This window comes from Shewanella violacea DSS12 (assembly GCF_000091325.1).
In the GTDB taxonomy this organism is placed as follows: Bacteria; Pseudomonadota; Gammaproteobacteria; order Enterobacterales; family Shewanellaceae; genus Shewanella; species Shewanella violacea.
In genome coordinates this window covers 1,880,851-1,905,507 of the sequence record NC_014012.1, presented here as the reverse complement: position 1 = coordinate 1,905,507, position 24,657 = coordinate 1,880,851, and the positions used below count along the sequence as shown (strand labels likewise).

At 44.5% G+C, this 24,657-nt stretch carries 17 protein-coding genes; 9 read left to right on the top strand and 8 right to left on the bottom strand.

The annotated features are described in order from the left end of the window. Nucleotides 1-584: 584 nt before the first annotated feature. From SVI_RS07810 to SVI_RS07795, 4 genes are all read right to left on the bottom strand, one after another. On the bottom strand, nt 585-1,088 hold the full coding sequence (locus SVI_RS07810) for a DUF2919 domain-containing protein (protein WP_013050942.1): 504 nt from the start codon (nt 1,086-1,088) through the stop codon (nt 585-587). A gap of 138 nt (nt 1,089-1,226) precedes the next feature. Beyond that, nucleotides 1,227-3,278, bottom strand: coding sequence for an NAD-dependent DNA ligase LigA (ligA, locus tag SVI_RS07805; RefSeq protein ID WP_013050941.1), 2,052 nt, complete (start codon nt 3,276-3,278; stop codon nt 1,227-1,229). 74 nt (nt 3,279-3,352) lie between these two features. After that, nucleotides 3,353-4,345, bottom strand: coding sequence for a cell division protein ZipA (zipA, locus tag SVI_RS07800; RefSeq protein ID WP_013050940.1), 993 nt, complete (start codon nt 4,343-4,345; stop codon nt 3,353-3,355). 22 nt (nt 4,346-4,367) lie between these two features. Then, complete coding sequence (locus tag SVI_RS07795) at nt 4,368-7,778, bottom strand: chromosome segregation protein SMC (protein ID WP_013050939.1); 3,411 nt, start codon at nt 7,776-7,778, stop codon at nt 4,368-4,370. A 212-nt stretch (nt 7,779-7,990) separates the two neighbouring features. Here SVI_RS07795 and cysZ point away from each other — a divergent pair, with 212 nt between their 5' ends. After that, nucleotides 7,991-8,767 carry a sulfate transporter CysZ gene (gene cysZ / locus SVI_RS07790; RefSeq protein ID WP_013050938.1) on the top strand — a complete coding sequence of 259 codons (777 nt, stop codon included), beginning with the start codon at nt 7,991-7,993 and terminating at the stop codon, nt 8,765-8,767. 912 nt (nt 8,768-9,679) lie between these two features. On the opposite strand, the gene SVI_RS07785 is transcribed toward cysZ, so the two are convergent. Both SVI_RS07785 and SVI_RS07780 read right to left on the bottom strand, forming a co-directional pair. Next, nucleotides 9,680-10,033, bottom strand: coding sequence for a VOC family protein (locus tag SVI_RS07785; RefSeq protein ID WP_013050937.1), 354 nt, complete (start codon nt 10,031-10,033; stop codon nt 9,680-9,682). Between the two features lie 57 nt (nt 10,034-10,090). After that, nucleotides 10,091-10,564, bottom strand: a complete 474-nt coding sequence (locus tag SVI_RS07780) for a zinc-ribbon domain-containing protein (protein WP_013050936.1) — start codon at nt 10,562-10,564, stop codon at nt 10,091-10,093. Between the two features lie 528 nt (nt 10,565-11,092). On the opposite strand from SVI_RS07780, the gene SVI_RS07775 reads away from it, so the two are divergent. The 7 genes from SVI_RS07775 to SVI_RS07745 all read left to right on the top strand — a co-directional run bounded on the left by SVI_RS07775 (nt 11,093) and on the right by SVI_RS07745 (nt 20,558). Further along, nucleotides 11,093-13,456: a carbohydrate binding family 9 domain-containing protein gene (locus tag SVI_RS07775; protein ID WP_013050935.1), complete on the top strand. Its 2,364-nt coding sequence runs from the start codon at nt 11,093-11,095 to the stop codon at nt 13,454-13,456. A 542-nt stretch (nt 13,457-13,998) separates the two neighbouring features. Beyond that, a complete protein-coding gene (betI, locus tag SVI_RS07770) occupies nt 13,999-14,604 on the top strand; it encodes a transcriptional regulator BetI (RefSeq protein ID WP_013050934.1) in 606 nt (201 codons plus the stop codon). Further along, nucleotides 14,595-16,058, top strand: coding sequence for a betaine-aldehyde dehydrogenase (gene betB / locus SVI_RS07765; protein WP_013050933.1), 1,464 nt, complete (start codon nt 14,595-14,597; stop codon nt 16,056-16,058). The genes betI and betB overlap by 10 nt, the downstream gene beginning before the upstream one ends. Before the next feature lie 9 nt (nt 16,059-16,067). Continuing rightward, a complete protein-coding gene (gene betA, locus SVI_RS07760) occupies nt 16,068-17,762 on the top strand; it encodes a choline dehydrogenase (protein WP_041419786.1) in 1,695 nt (564 codons plus the stop codon). A 241-nt stretch (nt 17,763-18,003) separates the two neighbouring features. After that, nucleotides 18,004-19,221 (top strand): BCCT family transporter, encoded by a 1,218-nt coding sequence (locus SVI_RS07755; RefSeq protein WP_013050931.1) that lies wholly within the window; start codon nt 18,004-18,006, stop codon nt 19,219-19,221. 28 nt (nt 19,222-19,249) lie between these two features. Further along, complete coding sequence (locus SVI_RS07750) at nt 19,250-19,954, top strand: TorF family putative porin (RefSeq protein ID WP_041419785.1); 705 nt, start codon at nt 19,250-19,252, stop codon at nt 19,952-19,954. 127 nt (nt 19,955-20,081) lie between these two features. After that, on the top strand, nt 20,082-20,558 hold the full coding sequence (locus SVI_RS07745) for a MarR family winged helix-turn-helix transcriptional regulator (protein WP_013050929.1): 477 nt from the start codon (nt 20,082-20,084) through the stop codon (nt 20,556-20,558). A 30-nt stretch (nt 20,559-20,588) separates the two neighbouring features. Here SVI_RS07745 and SVI_RS07740 read toward each other — a convergent pair whose 3' ends face one another. Both SVI_RS07740 and SVI_RS07735 read right to left on the bottom strand, forming a co-directional pair. Further along, nucleotides 20,589-21,830 (bottom strand): diguanylate cyclase, encoded by a 1,242-nt coding sequence (locus SVI_RS07740; RefSeq protein WP_013050928.1) that lies wholly within the window; start codon nt 21,828-21,830, stop codon nt 20,589-20,591. 307 nt (nt 21,831-22,137) lie between these two features. Then, nucleotides 22,138-23,382, bottom strand: a complete 1,245-nt coding sequence (locus tag SVI_RS07735) for an RDD family protein (protein WP_013050927.1) — start codon at nt 23,380-23,382, stop codon at nt 22,138-22,140. Between the two features lie 305 nt (nt 23,383-23,687). Here SVI_RS07735 and cysK point away from each other — a divergent pair, with 305 nt between their 5' ends. Further along, complete coding sequence (gene cysK, locus SVI_RS07730; RefSeq protein WP_013050925.1) at nt 23,688-24,656, top strand: cysteine synthase A; 969 nt, start codon at nt 23,688-23,690, stop codon at nt 24,654-24,656. The last annotated feature ends 1 nt before the right edge of the window (nt 24,657 follow it).

Genomic DNA, 24,657 nt, shown 5'->3' with positions numbered 1-24,657 from the left:
CAATAACTAAAAACCATAAGTAATTAATGGGAGAAAATTGTTAAAAATAGGGGTGAGCATCTGCCAGAGCCAACTTATGCCTTAGCGTTAACGCTAATACAAGTTAATCACACTAGAGACACAGATTTAGCCCTATATTCCCTTGCTATTCAATCTGGTAACACTAAAAAAAACAAGGTGTATTTACCTTAGCAGAAGAATTTTGCCCCTTAATTGGCTTATAAATATTAGGCATAAGATATAACAAACTGGCAACATTGCATCATTGTATACAATATTCTTTATGCTATAGTGACTGAGTTCTTTAGGAAGACGTGGACACCCCGATCACATTGACTTAAAGAGTGTTGCTGTCAATTGTCCTTAATATCAGAGCTATTATCTAAATTATGCTGTCGCTTATTGTTGAGAGTAGAGATGATAGATTTGACAAGGTATTTTGTTAACATTCCTGGATCGAAATACGATTTCGCTGTTCGTATTTCTGCTCTTACTTAATAGTAAAAGTGAAAGATCTTTAGGCGCTGCCCATGCAGCGCCATTTTTTTGCCTAAAATTTATGAACTGCTTAATAATCTATTACTCTAGTTATCAGAGACCTTTATATCTGCTTGTTCAACTTCTTCATCCTTATCCCAATCGGCAAAGTAATAGGTTAAGCGCTTAGACTTAAACAGGTAGAGCAGGCTCCAAAATAGCAGCATGGCATCCAGCCCAGTGCTCCAGCTATAGAGGTAATAAGAGTTAATTGTCCGCTCGACCAACAAGGCACCATCTATGACAAGCAACAAGAGTAACAGCCACTTCAATTGAGTAAACATAGGCCTGAGCCAATCAGGTTTACGTTTACGCTCGGCGATGACAACGCCATAAATGACTAAGGCGCCGAAGCCCGCCACTAATGCCATGATAAAATCTGACTTTTGCGGATAAAACATGGCTACCAGAGCCGCTCTATCGCTGGCTTGTGTCAGTGATGCGATAAAAATACACCAACCCCGTGCGATAAATACCAGTATCAAATAGAGATACAAGGGGGGCTTAATATGGCCCTTATCATCGAGCCAGGTGATATTACTAAAATCCACGCTGTTCCTATTATTTTATTTATACAATGTCTTAACACTGATATGGTGCCAAAAAAGTCTTTTTCAATAGCTGGGTAATAAAGCATAAAAAACGCCATCAGAGATGGCGTTTAAAGGCGTTAAAAAGGTGAGTTGACATTATTCCCCGGCGAGCACCGCGAGCAAGCCCTCTTCATCCAGTATCTTTATACCTAGGTCCTGAGCCTTGGTCAGTTTAGATCCTGCCGCCTCTCCCGCCACTAAACAGCTGGTATTTTTAGACACGCTACCTGCGACCTTAGCCCCTAAAGCCTGTAACTGGGCCTTAGCATCGTTGCGGTTAAGCTGCGTCAAGGTGCCAGTTAACACCCAGGTCTGTCCTTTAAGCGACAAAGACTCTTCAGCGACCTCTTCAATCGCGGGCCAGTTCACCCCTGCTTGGATAAGACTATCCACAACCGCTAAATTATGTTCCTGAGCGAAGAAATGGGTCAAATGCTGAGCCACAATAATACCGACATCATCAACCTTGATAAACTCCTCGGCATTGGCGGCTTTAAGCTTATCTAAACTCTTAAAATAGCTCGCTAGATTAGCAGCGGTTGCTTCACCGACTTCACGTATTCCAAGTGCATAGAGGAAACGGGAAAATGTTGTCTGTTTTGCCACCTCGATGGCCTTAACCAAATTGGTCGCCGACTTAAGTCCCATGCGGTCCAACATGGTCATGGCCGATGCTGACAGCTTAAACAGGTCTGCGGGGCTCTCGACTAATTCCTTATCGATAAGCTGCTCGACAACTTTATCGCCCATGCCATCGATATCTAAGGCTTTGCGAGAAGCGAAATGCTTGATTGCCTCTTTTCGTTGAGCTTCACAAAACAGTCCACCGGTACACCGAGCAACCGCCTCGCCTTCAAGACGCTCGACCAAACTGTCACACACTGGGCATGTTGTGGGGAATTCTATCTCACTGGCATCATCCGGGCGTTTGTCAGCCACAATAGCCACGATTTGTGGGATCACGTCGCCAGCGCGGCGAACAATGACAGTATCCTTAATTTTAACGCCTAATCTGGCGATCTCATCGGCGTTGTGCAGCGTCGCATTCGATACCGTGACGCCGCCAACAAAGATTGGTTTTAACCTGGCCACTGGGGTCACGGCGCCAGTGCGCCCGACCTGAAAATCAACGCCTTCGAGTAAAGTCATCTCCTCTTGTGCCGGAAACTTAAACGCTGTTGCCCATCTAGGCGCCTTGGCAACGAAACCTAACATGGCTTGCTGGTCAATATTATCGACCTTGATCACCACGCCATCTATTTCATAGGCTAATGAACTGCGGCGAGTCATGATATCTGTGTAATAAGCGATAACATCCTTGACGCTATCACATTGCTTCACCTCGGCGCTAACCGGGAAACCCCAAGATTTAAGTTGCATCAATTGGTCATAATGATGATCGGCCAATTCCCAAGTTTCAGGCTCAACCACACCGAGCGCATATGCGTAGAAACCCAGTGCTCGACTAGCAGTTATCTTGCTATCTAATTGACGCAAACTACCAGCCGCTGCGTTACGTGGGTTAACAAACTCTTTCTCGCCTTTGGCTCTGGCACGCTCATTCAGTGAATCAAATGCTTGCTTAGGCATGATCACTTCACCACGTACCTCCAATAGCGGCGGAAAGTTTTCGCCCCGCAGCTTCATTGGAATAGAGAGTATGGTACGGACATTCTCGGTAATGTCTTCGCCGGTTTTGCCATCGCCCCGGGTCCCTGCTCGCTCGTAGATACCATCTCGGTATAAGATGCTAACAGCCAGCCCATCGAGTTTGGGTTCGCAACAAAATGTCGGCGCGGTATCCGTTTTGTCATTAATTCGATTATAAAAAGCTTCAAACTCTTCATCACTAAAGACATTGTCCAGGCTGAGCATAGGTTTAAGGTGCACTACCTGATCGAACTTGGCCAGGGCCACACCACCCACTCTCTGGGTCGGTGAGTCAGGAAAACAATATTCTGGGTGCGCTGTTTCCAGTACTTTTAACTGCTTAAGCAAACGGTCATATTCAGCATCTGGAATGCTAGGAGCATCATCAACGTAATAGCAATAGTTATGGCCATTTAAGATATCGGTAAGCTCGGCTATCTCTTGAGCCACTGCTTGGATATTGAATGAAGCATGGTCTTGAATCTTGTCATTTTGCATAAGTAGGTCCGGATAAACATGAGAAAGGCCGCAAAAGCGGCCTTTCTAAAATCAATGAGTCTGTTGGGCGATATTTAAGAAATTTGAGCTCGAATACGCTGCAGATAGCTTTGCTTGGTGGTTTCACTCCAGGCATCACGTCCGCCATCGAGTACTTGACCACCTAAATCGTCTGCAAGCTGCTGTGCAGAATTGAGCATAATCGAGAAGTTCATCAAGGGATCACCATGACAAGGTAATGTCATAAATAACACCACACCTTCGGTGCTGAACTGTTCCATTTCATCTGGATTGAAAATACCAGGTTTTACCATGTTCGCCAGCGAGAATAACACCTTGCCTGTGCCAGCATTATCTAGATGACGATGGAAAATATTCATGTCACCAAACTTAAAGTTAAGCGTGAGCAAACTCGGTAACAATTCGGCGCCATTTAATTCCTGACCTTCTGCAGCAACGACATGCAGCACCAATACATCCCTTGGTTCGACTAAGGTCTCTTGCTCTACAACCTCTGGCTCTATTTTAGCCTGAGGTTTTATTGCGGTTTTTATTCTAGGTTCAGTCACAGGTGTAGCATAAGTAGGTGTAGATTTAGGTGTCGCTGTCTCTACCAATGATTCAGCCTCAAGTACGGCACTTTCACCGTCAAACTGAACACTTTGAGCCAGTACAGCTTCTTGTCCGAGTCCAAGTTCCATCTGATTGAGGTCTTCAGAATCTTGAGCTGATAATACTGGCTCTTGTCTCTGGCGATTCATCTTCTGTTTCGGCTGATCTGACAATGAAAAATGGCTCTCATTCTCTACCGAATTAAAATTCACCGCCTCAGTTAAGGCTTCTTCATCTAGACTCTGTTCTTTTTTAAAAACCCTGACTTGACCAATACCGTCGACATCAAAGCCTTGTGAATCCCGACTTGGGGACTCCTCTTTGTTTAAGCCAGTAATGGCGCTATTTTTGATTGATTTAGGTTGTTGCTTTCTAATGGACCAAAAACCATGCACAAGTACGGCGATAATAGCTATTGCGCCTAAAACGAATAATACAAGTTGCAAATTTTCCATTGGGTACCCTGTCTTTCCTATGTTATCCAGCGTCGGCCAGTGCCACCGCTTCATCAATATCAACAGCAACTATGCGTGAAACTCCAGGTTCATGCATAGTAACTCCTATCAGTTGGTCAGCCATTTCCATCGTTAACTTGTTATGGCTGATAAAAATAAATTGTACAGTCTGAGACATCTCTTTCACTAATCGACAGAATCTATCGACGTTTGCGTCATCCAAAGGCGCATCAACTTCATCTAGCATACAAAATGGTGCTGGATTAAGCCTAAATATCGCAAATACCAATGATAATGCGGTTAACGCTTTTTCTCCACCAGAAAGAAGGTGGATCGTACTATTCTTTTTCCCTGGCGGTCTAGCCATAATGGTCACTCCAGCCTCGAGTAGATCATCATGGGTCAGAGCCAACGTGGCACTGCCACCGCCAAAAACCTTGGGAAAGAGTATACCCAAATCTTTATTCACTTTATCGAAGGTATCTTTAAAGCGACTCTTGGTTTCTTTATCTATCTTACGTATCGCCTCCTCCAGACTGGTCAAGGCCGAAGTAAGATCTTCATCTTGGCTATCTAAATAGTTCTTACGTTCACCTTGCTGTTCATATTCTTCAATAGCGGCCAAGTTAATAGCGCCTAGATGAATAATTTGAGCTCGGATCCTTTCAAGCTCTCGTTGACGAACCTGAGAACTCTTTTTCAGATCTAGCGAAGATTTGACTTGCTCCAACTCAATATCTTGCTCTTTAAGCTGCATCAGTTGGCTATCAGCCTGACCTTTCAAACCTTCGCGACGTAACTTTAACGTGCTGATAGACTGAGTCAAGTCTTCTGTCTTGCCAAGCTGTTGTTTTTTCTTTATTCCTGAGCTATCACACGATTCTTGCAATTTAGTTTGCTGCTGACGCAACCTAGCAAGTTCGACCTGCTTAGTTTGTTGCTGTGCCAGTGCCTGACCTAACTGCTCTTTTAAGCTGCTTAACTGACCATCTTCACTGGCCACATTTTGCTCAACAAGTTGATGTTCAAGCGCGGATTTAGCTAAGGTCAGCTCTTCGATACGAACGCGCTGCTGATTGATGGACTGCTCATTGAGCGCCAGCTTAGTCGTTAATGTCTGGCATACCTGGCTCAAATCACGATCTGCTTGTTGCACTTGCTGGTATTTATCTTTAAAGACACCTACCGAGTCGACTTGTTCATCAAGCCCTTTAACTAAGCTAGTTTGCGCTTGCTCACCTTGCTTCAGGCTAGATTGTGCATTATCTAGGTTAGCAAGAACACTCACCTCATCCTCTTGCTGCTTATTAAGCAGTACTTTTAGTCGGGCAAGTTCAGAGACCAAGTGCTCTCGGCGCTGGCTTAGGTCTTTATTTCGCTGTTTGTCCGCTTCTATCTGCACAGTCAATCTAGCAATGGAGACATTGAGCTTCTGCAGAGTGTCAATGCCCGATGCCAGCTCTATTTTTAACGGCGTGATATTAGCGTCTAAACCATGGCCTTGATTGTTAAGTTCACTAAGTAAGGCTTCACTATCATCAATACTGACATCTAACGCTTCTTGCTCACGTTTAAGTTGAACCAAGGAGCCTGAATCTGTGCCCTTTTTGATCACGAAGCCTTTACCTAACAGGTAGCCATCCGCAGTCACTATACGTTCGTGCTCACTAATCCCAGACACTAGCTCTCTAGCCTGTTCCAGCGTTTCGGCCCATCGTATCAGACTCAACCAAGGTGAGAGGTTGGCATTACTGCTCATTCCATGCCACTCTTGAGATATAAGCCCTTCAAAGCCAAACTCACCTTTCTCCACACCCGCTGGCATTTTCAGTAAACCGTCGAATATCAGCTCTACCGCTTTCTCCCAACCAGGCTGAACATTAATAAGCTGCCATAGGGCTTTAGCACCCGATTGATTCTCGTCATCGAGCAGTAGCTTAGTAATTAAGGCCAACCGACCTCGCTCTTCGGCGAGAGATTGACTCAAGGCTTCCTGTTTAGCCTTGAGATTAACTTGGCTTTGTAGAAGATCGGTTAGCTTCTGATCCAATTCATCATTGATCTCACCTTGCTCCATGGCATCGATTTGCCACTGAGTTAATCGACCAAGATTATCTTGTCCAATCTTGACATCTTCTTGTTTCAGGAGCCCCGCAGCATCTTGCTCTATGCTAGAAAGCTGAGCCCTTGTCTGCTCCAACATAATGCCTTGATGTGACAATTTACCCCGTGATACTTCATAGGCTAATCGATAGGAGGAAACTTTTTCTTTGTGTTCGGATAACAGAGTTCTTGATTCAGCGGCTTTAAGCTCATGTGCACTCAAGTCGGCAGTAACTTGGGTCAAAGACAAATGAGTCTGTTCTATCTGAGGCCGTTTGAGAACCAGCTCCTCACTCAATGCCTGCTGACTTGTCTCATCAGAAGATAATTTATCTTTATGTTGGTTCAGCTTATGAACGATACCCGTAATGCGTTGCTCAACATGTGAGTCTTGTTGCTGACGATGCTTAAGTTCTTGCTCAAGTTTAGCTATCTGGGTACCTGAGAGGTAGAAAGACTCGACGCGTTTTTGTTCTTCACCATCTAATTCTACTAGCTGTACATTGAGCCGAGTCAACTCGAGTTCGGTGCGCTCTTTCTCAGCCTCCACCTCCGCCTTAGCTAACTCGAGACGATTCACGTCTAAGGTCAGTCTCTCGGTTTGATGGATAAGCTCGAGATAGCGACTCACGAATAATTCTGAGTCTAACTGACGCTCAGACTGCTTCAGCTCACGATATTGCTTCGCCTCCGAGGCTTGCTCAGCTAATTTCTCTAACTGGCGACCCAGCTCATTACGAATATCACCGAGACGATCTAAGTTCTCTCTGGTGTGACGGATGCGATTTTCGGTTTCACGTCGGCGCTCTTTATAACGAGAGATCCCCGCAGCTTCTTCGATAAACACCCTGAGTTCTTGAGGTTTAGACTCGATTAATCTTGATATCGTCCCCTGCTCAATAATCGCATAGCTTCTCGGGCCAAGACCCGTACCCATAAACAGATCGGTAATGTCTTTACGACGACACTTCTGACCATTTAAGAAGTAGCTGGAATCTCCATCACGGCTAACTTGACGTTTAATGGCAATTTCTTGATAGCTGGAGTATTCCCCCATTAATCGACCATCTAAGTTCTCGAAGCTCAGCTCGACACTGGCCACAGATACAGGACGACGAGCCGTCGAGCCATTAAAGATAACGTCGGCCATAGAGTCGCCACGTAAATGCTTAGCCGAGCTTTCGCCTAATACCCAACGCACGGCATCTATGATATTAGATTTACCACAGCCATTAGGGCCAATGATGGCACTTAGGGGATTTAGAAAGGGGATCTTAGTTGAATCGACAAACGACTTAAATCCAGCAAGTTTTATCTGTTTGAGTCTCATGGTGCCAGTTAGGTCGTTTCTGGGAAAAATAAACTAAATTTAATTTTACCGAGCAGAGCTTGTTTAGAGTTGGTTTTATGGGGCTATTCTACCAAAACAGGCAGATTTTTGTCACGTTTTTATTGAGCCATGGCCCATTTACTGCTTGTCTTCATCATGTGGGTGGATGACAATCTTATTAAGTTTACATGGAACGGTGATCGAATCAATTTATGAACCCCAAAACAACCCAAGCAACGACCAAGAGCGGAGTTAACTATTTCCTCGATGGATTTAGTCTGATCAAGACTAAAGGGCTAAGAAGCTTTGTATTTATTCCCTTAATGATTAACCTGCTTGTCTTTGCCAGCGTTATCTATTTTGCCATAGGTCAATTAGATAATGCCTTCACCTGGTTATCGAATCAGCTTCCCGACTACTTAAGCTGGCTCAATTTTATGCTCTGGCCTCTGGCCGTGATCACCTTAGTGGTGCTGCTGTCTTTTCTGTTCAGCTCTGTCATGAACTGGATTGCCGCACCTTTTAATGGCCTACTCGCCGAAAAAGTCGAGCAACACCTCACAGGCAAAGATCTCAATACCGGCACAAGCTTAGATCTGGTTAAGGATCTACCTAGGATCTTGGGCCGAGAATGGATAAAACTCAAATATTATCTGCCTAGAGCCATTATCTGCCTGATATTGTTCTGGGTTCCCTTTGTCGGTCAAACATTTGCCCCCATAATCTGGTTCATGTTTAGTGCCTGGATGATGGCGATACAATACTGTGATTATCCCTTCGATAACCACAAGGTATCCTTCCCCGACATGAAATTCGCTCTCAATCAAACTAAGGGAACGAGTTTCAGTTTCGGCGCCGCCGTTACCCTGTTCTCTATGATCCCCATAGTTAACTTTATCGTAATGCCAGTGGCTATCTGTGGCGCGACAGCCATGTGGGTAGATAAGTATCGTGAAGCTTATAAACACCCGGAAATAGCACCGGATTAACGTCTCCGGTTAACGTTGCGATTTAAGGCTTTATTTAAGGTTTTTATTTAAGCCTTGGATTTAAGGTTTAGTTTCATTTGGCAACTGAGTGTTTGTGCTAGCTTGATGCTAGATGCCAGTTAGATGCAGTGAATAACTGCACTTTTACTTTGAACCAGGGTGAGCTGTGATTCAACTCTGACGTGGGAACGGTTACTGCTGTGATTGCTGCGAGTACAGTGCAAGGATGCACAAATGTCATCAAGGCAGGTATGCCTAGAACGGCCAATATCTCTAATTCTTTGCTGAACAAAAACCTGTTACTTGTCGGATAACAAGTTTCAAGTATCCTTTTTGATTGTTTCATTGGGCTTAACGGGTACTTGTTAGCGTACTCAGTATCATAGCTTAATGTTTATTCATCACCTGCCGTGGGCTTAAGTGCAAACACTTCTGTGAGGCGCCGTGAACACTTCCCTGTGGGCTCTGCCAAAACGTCCATGTTTTGGAAGCTCGCAGCCGTGTTCACACCTGTTATTGTTTAGAGAAAGCTCATTCTTCGATTTATGATTTTACTGATTAGTAACTCGTTTTTGGACATAAATTAGCTAGTCACTAGCTCTTACTCCAAAGGCATTTTAAAAACTGAACAAAGCGATTCACCACGGAGAACCCTGAGGGACACGAAGAAAGACAACAGCTAAAGCCTTTGGAGATCTTCATCTTTATCTCCGTGTTCTCCGTGTAAGCGCAGCACTCCGTGGTGATAATACACTTAGTTTAAAGATGTGCCGGTCCTATCTTTCTTTCAACTCGTTTTTGACAAAAATCAGTTAGAGCATTGGGTCTGGTTAAGCTGACATTGATGAGTAAAATTGTCTTCAGTTATTCTAAGGGCCTAATTCGCTCCAGCCCCTTTCCTTTATACCATTTTTATTTGTTGCTAAACTCTGTGACATGCCAAAGCTCACCTGACGGCCCCCACAGATACACGACTTGACCCCAAGGTTCCGATTTAATTGGCTGATACTTTATATCGAATCCATCTAAATTCGATATAGTTTCAAAGGCATCGTTTATATCTACAACAGAGAGTTGCAACATTAAGTTTTTAGCTAAATCTTCGTTGTAGAATTTTTGTAAAAAGAAACTAGATTCACCATTTTGAAATAAAGATAAATCATCGGTGACATGATCCATTTCAAAGCCCAATGCTTGATAAAAGGATTTAGAAACCTCGTAATCCTTGCTAGGAATAAAAACTCTAATATCATCAACTTTCACCATATTCTCCTTTGCCAACTAACTCCCGCCTCAACTGCGTAGCAAGCTGGAAGGCATTTGTTAGCTAATTCTATCAATTTTTGTCTTGTCCTTAATTATGCCTAATTGAAAAAGTTCAAGCGCGACATTTTTTAAGGTTTTAGTCTCTTCTGGAGAGCGATCTTTATTTAAAACAAGATTATAGTATGAATTTTTCATTTGCTTTATTTCTTGATCTTTTTTTCGACAATCAATACACCTTGTACAATGTGCATCTATATAGAATCCAAGTTCTTCAAACCAGTGTTTTTGTTCTAAGGCATAAAAAATAAATGGCCTTTTACAGACTTCACACAGCTCCTCTATATCCACATACTTGGTACGAGGATATACAGCATAGTATTGCTTGTCTGTGTCAGGGAAATACTTAACACTTTGGTATCTCCAGTGAGCACTGTTTATCTCAGATGAAGAAAAATTGTACTCAGAGACAACTGGCTTGTTTCCGTATCGTGGGTGATTAACAAAATCCATAGTATTAGAAGCTTCTCCCATCTCTAACCTCAGCTAACGCCCTTCTAATAAGTGAACCATGTGCTGGCGGGCGATATTCACAGTAAATGGCATGACAGCCTTGGAGAATCTTAATTCAGAGGCTTATTAACTTACGTCACGCTATATCTATCATAGGTTTAGCGACAGTGACACCGATAATTAATAACATCAAATGAAAACAATAGACTCAGAGCGAATAACATCAGATGTTTTGCAACAAGCCCCATACAAATACTGACCACTCTTAAGGCCTAATCGGCATTCATGACAATCATTAATAAACACATGACTTCGCCATGTTCACCATCTAGTTGAGGTATTCACACATGCTTCGCGGGAAGATAATAATCAACAAAGCAATATTTTCAACAGCTTAAATAAAGGACCAAATAGGAAATGTAATCAGACTTGATTCTAATGCTGACAATTTTTGTAACATTTCCCGACCAGTTAGCACTTCGCATAAACGCCACCAGCTGTCACAATCCGCACACATAAAAATAACATAAAGCCAGTAGTAGTCACATTATGCCATCGACCGCGATATCTAAAGCTCTGCTCTCTACCCTTCTTTTAGTGACATCAAGCTGCGCGTTTTCCGTTTTTTCAGGGACGAGTGAGCAATTTCATATCGATATTGTGACGCTAGAACAAGGCGCAACCATAGATGGACGGCTCGATGAGCCCCAGTGGCTACAAGCCTCTATTACCGAGCTAAAATATGAGACCAGTCCAGGGGAGAACATCGCCGCTCCCGTGGCGACTCAGGTCAAAATTTTTGCCACTGAAACCAGCTTATTTGTCTCCTTTGTGGCTCAAGACCCAGATTCCTCTGCCAGCAGTAACCTTATCCGCGCCAATATCACCGACCGCGACTCCCTTTGGGGCGATGACTTGGTGGGTATTAAGCTAGACACCTTCAATGATGAGCGCCTCGCTTATCAGTTTTTCGTTAACCCCTATGGCGTACAAATGGACTCCATAGAGAACGAGCTTACCGGTCAAGAGAGTAATGCCTGGGATGGGATTTGGCACAGCAGTGCCCGAAAAACACCTCAAGGTTATCTTGTGGAGATGGAGCTGCCCCTAAGACTGTTTAATTTCGATAGTAGTCTGGACATCCAGACTTGGGGGATTGAGTTTATTCGTTTTTATCCAAGAGATAAAAACCACAGATTGTCCAGCCACTCCATTGACAGAAACAATAACTGTCAGCTCTGCCAGTTAGGCACATCGACAGGCCTTGAAGGTTTAGAGTCAGGCCAAGATCTGCAGCTCACGCCGTCACTGGTGATGAACAGAAGCAGTCAAAGAGACTTAGACCCAAGCCAGGAATGGAAAAGTGATAACAATATAGAGCCTGGGCTGGATATTCGCTGGGGGATCACCCCAAATACCTTGCTCAGTGCCACCATAAACCCAGATTTTTCACAGGTCGAAGCCGATGCGGGTCAGCTGGATATTAACAGCACCTTCGCCCTCTTCTACCCCGAGAAGCGTGCCTTCTTCCTCGACAACAAAGACTACTTCGATACTCAACTGCAACTGCTGCATACCCGAAATATTGTCTCACCGGATTACGGAGTCAAGCTCACCAGTAAGGTCGATAACCACACCTTTGCCCTGATGGCCACCAACGATACTAAGACCAACTTTCTGGTGCCGGGTAACTTGAGCTCAGATATCGCCAGTATCGACGAAGAAAGCCATAACCTTGCAGGCAGATACCGAGCCGACTTTGGCAGTGAGCTTTCTATTGGCGCACTGGTCACCGCCAAACAAAGTGAGCAATACCATAACTATGTGGTCAGTGGTGATGTGAAATATAAGCCCACACAACACGATACCTTAACCGCTCAATATGTATTTTCAACCACTGAATATCCCGTTGATCTGTTCAAGGAGTTCTGTTCGCAAGATACCTGTCTGCCGGACAATTCATGTGAACTTGGCGATTGTGGCACCAACGAGCGCGTGTTGCGTACCAAACTAGACCAAGAGATCAGTGATGATTTCTATCGACTGAAATACATCCATAAACGCCGCAACTGGTATGCCTTTACCCAATATGAATCGGCTGGTGACGATTTCAGGGCCGACTTAGGCTTTATCAGCCGAGTCGATGTGACTAAGTTTGTCGCGGGGGGAGGCTATATCTGGTACCCCCTTAATTCAAGCTTCAGCCGTATTGAACTCCGCGGTGATTGGGATATCAGCCACAATCAAGCAGGCGAGCTAATCGAACAGGAGGCAGAAGCCAAAATAGAGTTTGAAGCCTCGATGCAAAGCTACACCGCCATTGGCTTTATAAATCGAAAGCATGTAGGTAGGCGACACGATGCTTCTACTCTGGCAATCGAAGGTAACACTCAGATGTTTACCGAAAATATCGGCTGGCTCTATTCCTCGTTTACTCCCGCCAGGCAAATAAGTCTCGAACTGGATGCAGAATACGGCGACAGCATTGATTATAGTAATGACAGACTAGGCACTCAGCTGTTAATCAATCCGGAAGTTGAATGGAATATCACCGACAGCGTGTCTCTGGAACTATCCCATATGTATCGCAGATTAGATGTGAATGAAGGCAACTTGTTCACCGCTAACTTAACAGACGTGCGCCTCAGCTGGTATTTCAACATCAGCAACTTCATTCGCATTTCCAGTATCTACACAGATATTCAACGGGATCCAAGTTTATACCTCTATTATACGCCCAAAGAGAGTCAACAAAATCTGGGCAATGAGGTCCTATACGGTTACAAACTCAACCCACAGAGTGTTTTCTATCTGGGTTACTCTGACGGTATGCAGTCAAATAACAACATAGACACACTCACAAGAGACGAGCAGACCTACTTTATGAAACTCAGCTACGCTTGGTTACTCTAACTTATCGCTTATATAAGGTGTCCACTTTAGGGGGTCACATCAAACTTATGCTTATGGCTTATAACTTACGGCTTACGACTGATGGATGACTTGTGACTAAGTAGAGTAAGCGAGCGGATTTAACAGCTAAAGAGCACCAATTTTGGTGCTCTTTTTCCTATGCCCTATATTGCAGAAACACTGATTCTGAAATGACATATTCACTCCAATCAAAATACTTACATCCAACAGAAATCAAACTCACTTAAGATATTTCAATCGTCTAAAATTAAACCAAAATTGCGACAAAAGTTAGGGTTGAAACTAATTACCTGCAAAATATTAAAATATTTTTCTTCATTAGCACCTAAAATTCAACATTACGTTTACCCAATAACAAACAATACCTTACAACACCCCTAGGTCTTAGCGTAAAGCCAGATGAAATCCGTGAGTCAGTTCTCACTTTGGAATTAAATTTGATAGTTACAGCTCTAACCATTAGAGTTGTAATTAATTGAACGTTCAATTAACAAATTTAAAACACGGGAATTTGCTTTTTTATGCCCAGGTCGCCAATGAAAGCTGTACGACAACAGCAGTTAATAGACGCAACGTTAATCTCAGTTGAACGTCATGGTTTACATCACACCACAATTAATACCATCAGCGATTTGGCCGGCACATCATCCGGACTCATCAGTCACTATTTTGGTGGTAAACAAGGTCTGATAGAGGCGACACTCAAGCATCTTCTCGATGAACTAAAACAGGCTTTATTGAGTCGAACCTCAGGTAAGAAATTAACCTCAATCGAGCGTCTATTGATGATTGTTGAAGCCAACTTTACCGAGTTTCAACGTTCGACCCCAGCCACTAAGACCTGGTTGAGCTTCTGGTCCCAAGCAGTACACGAGCCAGGATTAGCTAGGCTGCAACACATCAACAGCCAACGTCTGTATAGCAACTTACTGTTTTCATTTAAGCAATTACTGCCTGAGTCAGAGGCGATAACTGCTTCAAAACAGACCGCGGCCATGATTGATGGATTTTGGCTACGCAGCGCATTAAGTGCATCCCCCGAGCAAGAGTTCGAACAAGCTCAATTATTATGTAAAGCCTTTATTGAGGCTGTGATCAACCAGTATAGAGAACATCAATGCCTTTAGTTATTTATCAAAATTATGTCCACGGACAACCTCTCTCCAATGACACAGGTGAAACCTTTGAAGTCATTAATCCAGCTAGCGGAGAAGTCAGCTATTTAGTTGAAGTCGCAGATGAAAAGATTCAGCAAGCAGCCATAAAAAGTGCCAAAACAGGTTTTGCCATCTGGTCAAAGATGACCCCTATGGAGCGAAGCCGCATTCTATTGAAGGCCGTGGCTATTCTACGTGAACGCAATGACGAGCTTGCGGCTATCGAAGTACAAGATACAGGTAAGCCTTGGCAGGAAGCGTCTGTTGTCGACGTAGTCACAGGAGCCGACTCCATCGAGTTTTTTGCAGGTCTGGCCCCAAGCATCGAAGGCAATCAACAGCAAGTTGGCGATGATTTCTATTACACTCGCCGCGAGCCTCTAGGTATTTGTGCCGGTATTGGCGCATGGAACTATCCCTTGCAAATAGCCTGCTGGAAATCGGCACCGGCACTGGCATGTGGCAATGTCATGATTTTTAAGCCGTCTGAAGAGACCCCCCGTGGCGCACTTAAACTGGCTGAGGTTTTCACTCAGGCAGGCGTACCCCATGGCGTGTTTAACGTTGTCCAAGGTGATGGCCGAGTCGGTGCCTGGCTAACCACCCATGAGGATATCGCCAAGATCTCCTTCACCGGTGAAGTCGGTACAGGTAAAAAAGTGATGGCTGCGGCAGCGGGCTCACTCAAACAGGTGACCATGGAGCTAGGTGGTAAGTCACCTCTGATCATCTTTAACGATACCGATGTCGACAATGCGGTATCTGCGGCCATGTTAGCTAACTTCTACACTCAAGGTGAAGTCTGTACCAATAGCACTAGGGTATTTGTTCAGGAAGAGATCTATCCAAGCTTTATCGAAAAACTGCTTGAGCGCACCCAGAAAAATATAGTTTGCGGCGATCCTATGGATCCAGCCACGAACTTTGGCGCACTCATTTCAAAAGACCACCAAGCAAAAGTGCTCGAGTATATCGAGATAGGCAAGGCAGAAGGCGCACACCTGCTTACGGGCGGCCATGCCTTACAGCCAAAGAATGCTCTCAATGGCTTCTTCGTCGCCCCGACAATTTTTACTCAGTGCACCGATGAGATGACCCTGAGTAAAGAGGAGATCTTCGGACCTGTAATGTCGGTGCTGACCTTTACCGATGAAGATGAAGTGATCAGGCGCGCCAACGACACACGTTTAGGCTTAGCCGCCGGTGTGTTTACCCAAGACATCACCCGCGCCCACCGCGTGATCCATCAACTCGAGGCGGGGATTTGCTGGATAAATGCCTATGGTGCCTCCCCTGCAGAGATGCCGGTTGGCGGATACAAGATGTCAGGCATTGGCCGTGAAAATGGCAGCGAGACCCTGAAAGCCTATACTCAAATTAAAGCTGTGTATGTAGGTATGCAGCCACTAGAAAGTCCGTTTTAAGACATGAATATGACAAATACCCAGACACAAAAACAATCCGAGTACGATTACATCGTAGTTGGCGCAGGTAGCGCAGGTTGTGTATTAGCCAACCGCCTATCGGAAAATCCAGCAAACAAGGTGCTCTTATTAGAGACAGGTGGCAGTGATAGAAGCATCTTCATCCAGATGCCTACAGCCCTGTCGATCCCAATGAACAGTGCCAAATATGCATGGCAATTTGAGACCGAAGCCGAGCCTCATCTGGACAATCGCCGTATGCATTGTCCTCGCGGCAAAGTATTAGGTGGCTCATCCTCAATTAATGGCATGGTCTATGTTAGAGGTCATGCTCGTGATTTCGATGAGTGGCAGCTAAGCGGCGCAAAAGATTGGGATTATGCCCATTGCCTGCCCTACTTCCAGAAAGCCGAAACCTGGGCCTTTGGCGCCGATGAATACCGTGGAGATGCGGGACCTCTGGCAGTTAATAACGGCAACCAGATGAAGAACCCTTTATATCAGGCCTTCGTCGATGCGGGAGTCGATGCCGGATATTTGGCAACTGCGGATTATAATGGTGCTCAGCAAGAGGGCTTTGGCCCTATGCATATGACCATCAAGAATGGCGTACGTTGGTCTACGGCCAATGCGTACCTTAGGCCTGCGATGAAACGCAGTAACCTGACGGTAATCACCCATGCCTTGGTGCATAAGGTGTTATTTGAGGGTAAAAAAGCCATAGGTGTACGTTTTGAGCGTAAAGGCAAGATAACCGATATCCAGTGCAACAAGGAAGTGGTGCTGAGTGCAGGCTCCATCGGCTCGCCACATATTCTGCAGTTGTCCGGTATTGGTAAAGCCGATACCTTGGCTAAGGCAAACATTGACCTGGTACATGAGTTACCTGGAGTAGGCGAGAATCTACAAGATCATCTCGAGTTCTATTTTCAGTTTAAGTGCCTTAAACCGATTTCGCTCAATGGCAAACTCGATCCACTGAATAAGCTATATATTGGTACCCGCTGGATCTTAAATAAATCTGGTTTAGGCGCCACCAATCACTTCGAATCTTGTGGCTTTATTCGCTCTAAAGCAGGTTTGGAATGGCCCGATCTACAATACCACTTCTTGCCTGCTGCTATGCGCTATGACGGCAAAGAGGCCTTCGCTGGACATGGATTCCAGGTTCACATAGGTCACAACAAGCCAAAGAGTCGTGGAGCGGTCAAAGTTGTCTCCAATGATCCCCATGCGGCCCCGAGCATTCAATTCAATTACCTGTCTCATCAAGATGATATTGAAGGCTTTCGTGCTTGTGTACGTTTAACTCGAGAGATCATCAATCAGCCCGGACTCGATGAGTACCGTGGCGAAGAGATCCAGCCAGGCATCGGGGTTCAAACCGATACAGAAATCGATGCCTTCGTGCGAAGCTCGGTCGAGAGTGCCTATCACCCTTCCTGTTCATGCAAGATGGGTGAAGATGACATGGCTGTAGTGGACTCAGAAACCAGAGTTCACGGCGTCCAAGGGCTTAGGGTGGTTGATTCATCAATTTTCCCCACCATTCCCAATGGCAACCTAAACTCACCCACTATCATGGTGGCCGAGCGCGCGGCCGATCTTATTTTGGGTAATACACCGCTTATGGCCAGTACGGCACCCGTCACCTTAGCCGATAATTGGCAAGAAAAACAAAGGTTAAAGTCACCAAAAAGATAACCTCTGATGACTTGTTAACCCAAGTCATCAGGACACAGGGTAGTAAGGCCAGCCTGAGCCCTAGCGGCTAAATGGCCCTATTTAACGCCAAGTTCAATTTATCAATCCTTAAATTTTGTAGCATCGATGTTTAAGGCTTGAGGGATTCTTACGAGTTTAATACCTTGTTCCTTGGCATGTTTTAAAAAAAATAAGGAACTAAATCTATGTTGTACCAGAATATTAAGACAGGAGAACAATAATGACAATCTGGCTTACTATCGGGATATTATTTACCTTCGCCGCTATCGCTTTTGTTATTTACCGTTGGGGTAATGTGGAGTGTATCGGTGTCACCCCAGTTCGTACTTTTACCTTTATTGCCATACTGTTTACCTCGGGACTCGACGTGGGACTTATCATGTTCCCGCTCACCGAATTTGCCGGATATGCGGATGTCGCCGCGAGTCCGGAATACGGTTTTAGCAATCCACTGGCCATAGAGTTTGGCTTCTGGGCATTTCTGATCTGGGCATTTTACTTCTTAACTTGCTTCTATTTCTGTGTGATAGAGCCGAGAGTTAAATTCTTTGAGATCCCACTGATTAAGTTTATCAATAACCTGGTCATTATTGGTACCTGTGCCTTCACCGCTTACCTGTTACTGACAAATCTACCTTGGTATCTGCCGGGAATGGGTGATGGTGAGACTATCGTCAGCAGTTTCTATCTGATTGTCTTCGCCGTGATTGCCACAGCGGTATATTCCAGTACCAGTATCCGCTACGTTCGAACCCTGAGCTTAGCCAGTACTTGGATGTTCTTAGGTTTGATCGTGATCATGTGGGCCGGCGCCTTCTTATCAGACGGTTCGAGTATCGGTGAGTTTGTTACCACCTTTGCCATGATCGGTGATTACTTCGGCAATCTGCATCACTTTGTGTTGCCTATGAATGATTACCATGAATTCTATCTGTTCTGGTGGTTCGCATGGAGCATCATGATTGGTCAGTTTACCTCACGCTTTGTGGGCGGTATGAAGACCTATCAAGTCTTGATTGCCATGATGGTATTCCCATCTATCCCAATCGCAATCTGGTTCACTGTGCTCTATTACTACAGCGCCAACGATATCGCGACCACAGGTTTTTATAACTTAGCTATGGTCCTGGTGGGTATCACCTTTGTGATCAATTCACTGGATTCACTGATCCGACTCTACACAGACAATCTAAACTTAACTGTGCAACGTTTGGGTAAGACCAAGTACATCATTGGTAACCTAGTGCTAATGAGTGGCTTAACCTTGCTGTTCCAACTGGATTTCTTGCAAATACAGTGGGTTGGTGCGGTAGCTATTGGACTGATTTTAGGTTGCTTCGGATATATCTTAGCCAAGAAATATAAGCAAGTGGCGGCCATCAAGCAGTCACCGAAAGAAAACAAGATTGATTTTAATAAAATTGAATTAGCTAACTAATAAGCTGAAATTGAAGAAAGAGAAGATGATGAACAATACAATAAAACAGATCGCATTCCTGGGACTAATCGCCCTACCTACAACAGCGATAGCAGGCGTAAGCTCGACAGTCACTGCTGTATCTGATTACACCTTCAACGGTGTGAGCCAGACTGATAATGGCCCAGCCTTACAGGCTAGCCTGGACTATGCAGCAGATTCCGGTTGGTATGTAGGCACATGGGCCTCGAATGTCGACTTTGGCTCAGGTGACGATACCTGGTTAGAGTTAGATTTCTATGGCGGTAAGTTCTACCAGCTGACACAAAGTGTGTCTTTGGATGCCGGTATCGCTTATTACACCTATCATGGTGACTCGGGCTCAGATGAATATCAGTACCCAGAGCTATACACCAAGTTTGGTTATGCTTCATCAATCGGACAGAGTGAGCTTAACTTCTGGTATTCATGGGATTATTTTGGTGTCGATGCAGGTCATTACATCATGATGGCGGCGCATACATTTACTATTGCCCAAGGTCACGATATTCGTGTCGTTTTTGACCGCTCAACCTCTCTCGATGAAGACAAGTGGGCATGGGATGGTGATAAGGCTTATAACCATTACCGCGCCGAGTATATGACAAGCTGGACAGGTTTCAACTTTAACCTAGCAGTAGAAAATACCAGCATGCACACGGATAGCAGCGATACCCGTGCGGTAGTGTCTGTGTCGCGCACCTTTAATTTTTAACTAGGCCTTGCTCAGCAAGTTTACTTAGTCGATTAGTCATGCAGAATAACGTTTAAACGTTATTCTGCATTTTTGATATATGAGTCTCACTGAAGATTCTGTTAAGGTGTTAAAAAAGGGGAGGATTATGGAAAAATACGAACAACTATTAATTTCACTGCGCCGGGTTATTCGGGCCATCGATATACATTCCCGTCAGCTGAACAAACAATCCGGATTAACTGGCCCTCAACTCATGGTTATGCAGAACATTGCCCATTTAGACGCTCCTCTCGTTAAAGAGATAGCCCAAGAAGTTGCCCTGAGTCCAGCCACTGTGACCACCATTATCGATAGACTCGAGAGCCGTAAATTGGTGATTCGAACTCGCAGCGAAACCGATAAACGCAAAGTTCATCTGTCATTGAGTGAAGCAGGACAAGCGTTACTGAGCGCAGCACCCAAGCCCCTTCAAGAGCATTTTATTACCCGCTATCAAAATCTCGAAGGGTGGGAACAAAGCCAACTGCTGTCGTCCGTTGAGCGCATCGCTTCTATGATGGATGCTCAGGAGCTAGATGCGGCCCCCGTATTACTGGTTGGACAAATTCAAGCCGAAGACTAGCGCTACGGCTTACTCAAAAATAAAGTGAGCCTAGGCTTCAATACAGACTAAATTTCGGCCCGACTCTTTGGCATCATAAAGGGCCTTATCGGCTCTTTGGATCAGTTCATCCAGACTATCATCTGCAAGCCCCGCAATACCTGTGCTCACAGTGATGAACATGTCCCCTTTCGAAGTGGCGATAGGCTTCATCTCCAGTTGAGAGCGAAACTTATCCATCAAGGCAAAAACTTTCTCTTCATTCAAACCTTTAAATGCCACGGTGAACTCCTCACCACCGAATCGAGATACGGTAAAGTGTTGACCGAAGAAGTGCTTCAGGCGAGCCGAAAATTCGACTAACACCTCATCACCCACATCATGACCATGGGTATCGTTGACCCTCTTAAAGAAATCAATATCCAGCAAGGCAACCGTTAGGGTTCCCTGCTTCTGTTTAATCTGCTTAATTTGTTCTTCAAAGAGGCCGAAAAAATAACGTCGGTTATAAACACCGGTTAAGTAATCCAAATTGGCTTGATCCCACAGCTTACGTAGCATATCCAGAGAGTCCAAAGTATTGAGCACACGACAGTGAAACTCTTCATGGACGAAGGGCTTCTGCAAAAAGTCATTAGCACCATTTTTAATGAATCGAGCAGATAAACTCTCATCAGAGTCACTGGAGAGGCCAATAATTGCTAACTCTTCCCGACTGAACTTTTCTCTGACCTTCAAAATGAGACCAAAACCATCCAATCCCGGCATGTTGTAGTCGGTAATAAGCAACTGCACATCCGGCTGATTCTGTAATATGTCCCAGGCTGAATTACCGTCATCGGCTTCGATGACTTGATAGAGGTGCTGCTCGAGTAAACTTCTGACAAACTTTCGGCTCACCATAGAATCATCGGCAACCAGAACCTTGACGTTTTTATTGCGCTGGAGGCGATGAACTAAGCGGACGACGTATTCATAACTGAAACGATTTTCTTTTAAGATATAATCGACAATGCCAAGTTGTAACAGACGCTTACGCTGCTCCGAGTCCAGACTTCCTGTGAGTACAATACAGGGGGTTTGTTTCGAAAGAACCAACCTGACAATCTCCCCTTCCTGGGCATCGGGCAAATTCAAGTCTGTGATCGCTAAAAAATATTCTTTCTGTTCTAATAATAATTTTGCCGACGCCAGATCCACCGCGAAATCAACTTCACAGTCTAGCTCCTGAGCAATAAGATGCTGTAAAATACGGGACACAACTTTACTGTCCTCTACAACTAAAATACGCAATCTCTTCTCCTAAAACTTAAATTTATTCTATTTATGCTCGTGTTGCTCACCGAAGAAATATCATGTCTTATCTCTCTTCGTTGAAGGTGTTTATGACAGGAGATTCCTTTCTCTTTTATATCGACGATCCAGTCTTTGGATTATGCCTAACACTTATCAAGCCGAAAATGTTTTATCGCATCTATTAAAGGTAGCACTTTAGCTCTGTTTGCCATAAAAGATTTACCGAACCTTTGTCGATAAGTTTGTGCAAGCCATGCCTTATCGACCGTTACCGCTAATTATTGAGTATTTTTAGCAGCTTCTATCAAGATTTAATCAGTGACTGACTATCACTCACAGGTGTGATTTTGGCTCTCTTGAGATCTATCACCACAGTGGCCGAAATTTTATCTTGTATTGCCTGCCTGTTTGCATCCCAAAATATCTGGAGAAATCCGAGTAGCCCGGTCGCAAACCCAGCGCCATAGCCACCATAACGACCAAATGCATCCCATAGGGAGAGCTTAGTTCCATCAAGCTGGATAACTCTGATCCTAAATAGCTTCTTACCCAAAGTTTGTCCGTCAAACCAGGCAGTAAACACGGTAAAGTAAAAAGCCGCCCAGCCAAAGCCTAAACCTAAATCATTGAGTATCCCCATGACCCAGGAAATTAGGCTGTAGTCATCTGCTTCGTCATCCGATTTTGGGTCTAATTCTTGTAACTGGCTCAGTTCATCAGATTGGCTCAACTCATGCAATTCTTGCATACCATCCGCTAGGTTCAGCTCTTGTAACACCAAGGGATTGGTCAGGACTTCCTCTGCGCCGGATTGTTCAGCTCCCTGGGGCGGGAGTAATTCAGCCTCCTTAGTAACAGAAGCCTCATTTCGCTGATTTTTATCTTGTCTATTTAACGCTAGCTTATTTAAATCATCCAATTCGGCCAGATCTTGCGCTATGTGCTGCCTCAGGCTTGCCTTATCGGCGTTAGATAAGTCGATATCTTCTATGACATTCTTGAGTATCGATGCTTGTTCCGAAAATGGCAGTGCTGATGCCCTTAGAGCTGGCACTAACTTAGCTAACTCAATCTCGGCACAATCTAAAGTTAAACAAGTGCTAAAACCTATGATATGAGGCACATAACCGATAAACTGACCGACTTTTTTGATACTCATATCTGTGGTGGAAAAATCTGACTCTGTATTTAAATCATCATCATCAGTTGAGGATAAGAAGTCTCCTAGTGTTACCCAAAGCATCATCACCAACATGGCGAGATACAGGCCCCATTTAAACAATCTTCCCAGTTCACGACTCTTTTTTTGGATCAGCAGAGTCAAGCCCACAAATAAGATAAACACTAAGCCTGCCTGCTCTGCAAGCACTGAGATCAACAAGCCATCAACAAGGATAGCTAGGCCTCGCTTCATCGGTGTCGCTAACGGGGTATAGAGCACTTGAGGCGCAATCTCGAAGGCAAAAGGAGTGACTATTGACTTAGGATCTGTCTTTGGATCAATTTTTGAGGCGTAGGCAGATTTTGTCTCGTGAGTGGCACTTGTCATAGTTATCCGCTTTTATTTATTTTTTAGTTTATGCACAAGTGCACTTATGCCAATGTGAACAAAAATATTATGTCTAAATTAGCTAAATACCTCTATATTAAACATCTTGAATTTAGTCGTTAATACAAGCGCTAATCCATATTAGATACAATAGGTTAACACTTTAACCCCATTTGCGACCCAAGATTTAATACTCAATTAATGATGTTTAATAACTAAATGGAATAACGAAGAACAAACTAAGATTTCTATTGCCACTAAAGGCGATTATGATTTACTTGTATATTCACAGGAGCAAGCAACCAATGAGCAAAATTTTCGAAGACAATTCATATACCATAGGTAACACCCCTCTTGTTCGTCTAAAACGTGTGAGCAAGGGCAATGTTTTAGCTAAAGTAGAAGCCAGAAATCCTAGCTTTAGTGTTAAGTGTCGCATCGGTGCAAATATGATTTGGGATGCTGAGAAGAAAGGTTTGCTGACTCAAGGCAAAGAGCTCATTGAGCCAACATCGGGCAATACAGGTATCGCCCTGGCTTACGTTGCTGCCGCTCGCGGTTATAAGCTGACTCTGACTATGCCTAATACCATGAGTCTGGAACGCCGTAAGCTACTAAAAGCTTTGGGCGCAAATCTAGTGCTTACCGAAGGTGCTAAGGGCATGAAGGGCGCTATCGATAAGGCCGAAGAAATTCGTCAATCAGCTCCTGAAAAATATGTACTGCTACAGCAATTTGATAATCCGGCTAACCCAGAGATCCATGAGAAAACAACCGGTCCAGAGATCTGGAATGACACCGACGGTGAAGTCGATGTTGTTGTGGCGGGCGTGGGCACTGGCGGTACCATCACAGGTGTGAGTCGTTATATTAAGAATGCTAAGGGTAAGGCAATCACTTCTGTTGCTGTAGAGCCAGCTGATTCACCTGTTATCGCCCAAACTCTTGCGGGTCAAAAAATACAACCTGGACCACATAAGATCCAAGGTATAGGTGCAGGATTTATTCCTGGAAACTTAGATCTGGAAATGATCGATCGCGTAGAAGCTGTGACAAACGAGGAGTCAATTGAAATGGCTCAGCGTTTAATGAAAGAAGAAGGCATCTTAGTAGGCATCTCTTCTGGCGCAGCGGTAGTGGCTGCCAATCGCATTGCCGAGCTTCCTGAATTTGAAGGCAAGACCATAGTCGTGATTCTACCCTCAGCTGCCGAGCGTTATCTCTCATCAGCCTTATTCCAGGGTGAATTTTCTGACGTTGAAAACGTTCAGTAAG

Excerpts from the sequence above, each read along its gene's own strand:
- SVI_RS07780 (WP_013050936.1), bottom strand. The coding sequence starts at position 10,564 with ATGGGAGAAGCTTCTAATACTATGGATTTTGTTAATCACCCACGATAC.
- zipA (WP_013050940.1), bottom strand. The coding sequence starts at position 4,345 with ATGGAAAATTTGCAACTTGTATTATTCGTTTTAGGCGCAATAGCTATT.
- SVI_RS07735 (WP_013050927.1), bottom strand. The coding sequence starts at position 23,382 with ATGACAAGTGCCACTCACGAGACAAAATCTGCCTACGCCTCAAAAATT.
- SVI_RS07750 (WP_041419785.1), top strand. The coding sequence starts at position 19,250 with ATGAACAATACAATAAAACAGATCGCATTCCTGGGACTAATCGCCCTA.
- cysZ (WP_013050938.1), top strand. The coding sequence starts at position 7,991 with ATGAACCCCAAAACAACCCAAGCAACGACCAAGAGCGGAGTTAACTAT.
- SVI_RS07755 (WP_013050931.1), top strand. The coding sequence starts at position 18,004 with ATGACAATCTGGCTTACTATCGGGATATTATTTACCTTCGCCGCTATC.
- SVI_RS07785 (WP_013050937.1), bottom strand. The coding sequence starts at position 10,033 with ATGGTGAAAGTTGATGATATTAGAGTTTTTATTCCTAGCAAGGATTAC.
- SVI_RS07745 (WP_013050929.1), top strand. The coding sequence starts at position 20,082 with ATGGAAAAATACGAACAACTATTAATTTCACTGCGCCGGGTTATTCGG.
- cysK (WP_013050925.1), top strand. The coding sequence starts at position 23,688 with ATGAGCAAAATTTTCGAAGACAATTCATATACCATAGGTAACACCCCT.
- betB (WP_013050933.1), top strand. The coding sequence starts at position 14,595 with ATGCCTTTAGTTATTTATCAAAATTATGTCCACGGACAACCTCTCTCC.
- ligA (WP_013050941.1), bottom strand. The coding sequence starts at position 3,278 with ATGCAAAATGACAAGATTCAAGACCATGCTTCATTCAATATCCAAGCA.
- SVI_RS07775 (WP_013050935.1), top strand. The coding sequence starts at position 11,093 with ATGCCATCGACCGCGATATCTAAAGCTCTGCTCTCTACCCTTCTTTTA.
- SVI_RS07795 (WP_013050939.1), bottom strand. The coding sequence starts at position 7,778 with ATGAGACTCAAACAGATAAAACTTGCTGGATTTAAGTCGTTTGTCGAT.
- betI (WP_013050934.1), top strand. The coding sequence starts at position 13,999 with ATGCCCAGGTCGCCAATGAAAGCTGTACGACAACAGCAGTTAATAGAC.
- betA (WP_041419786.1), top strand. The coding sequence starts at position 16,068 with ATGACAAATACCCAGACACAAAAACAATCCGAGTACGATTACATCGTA.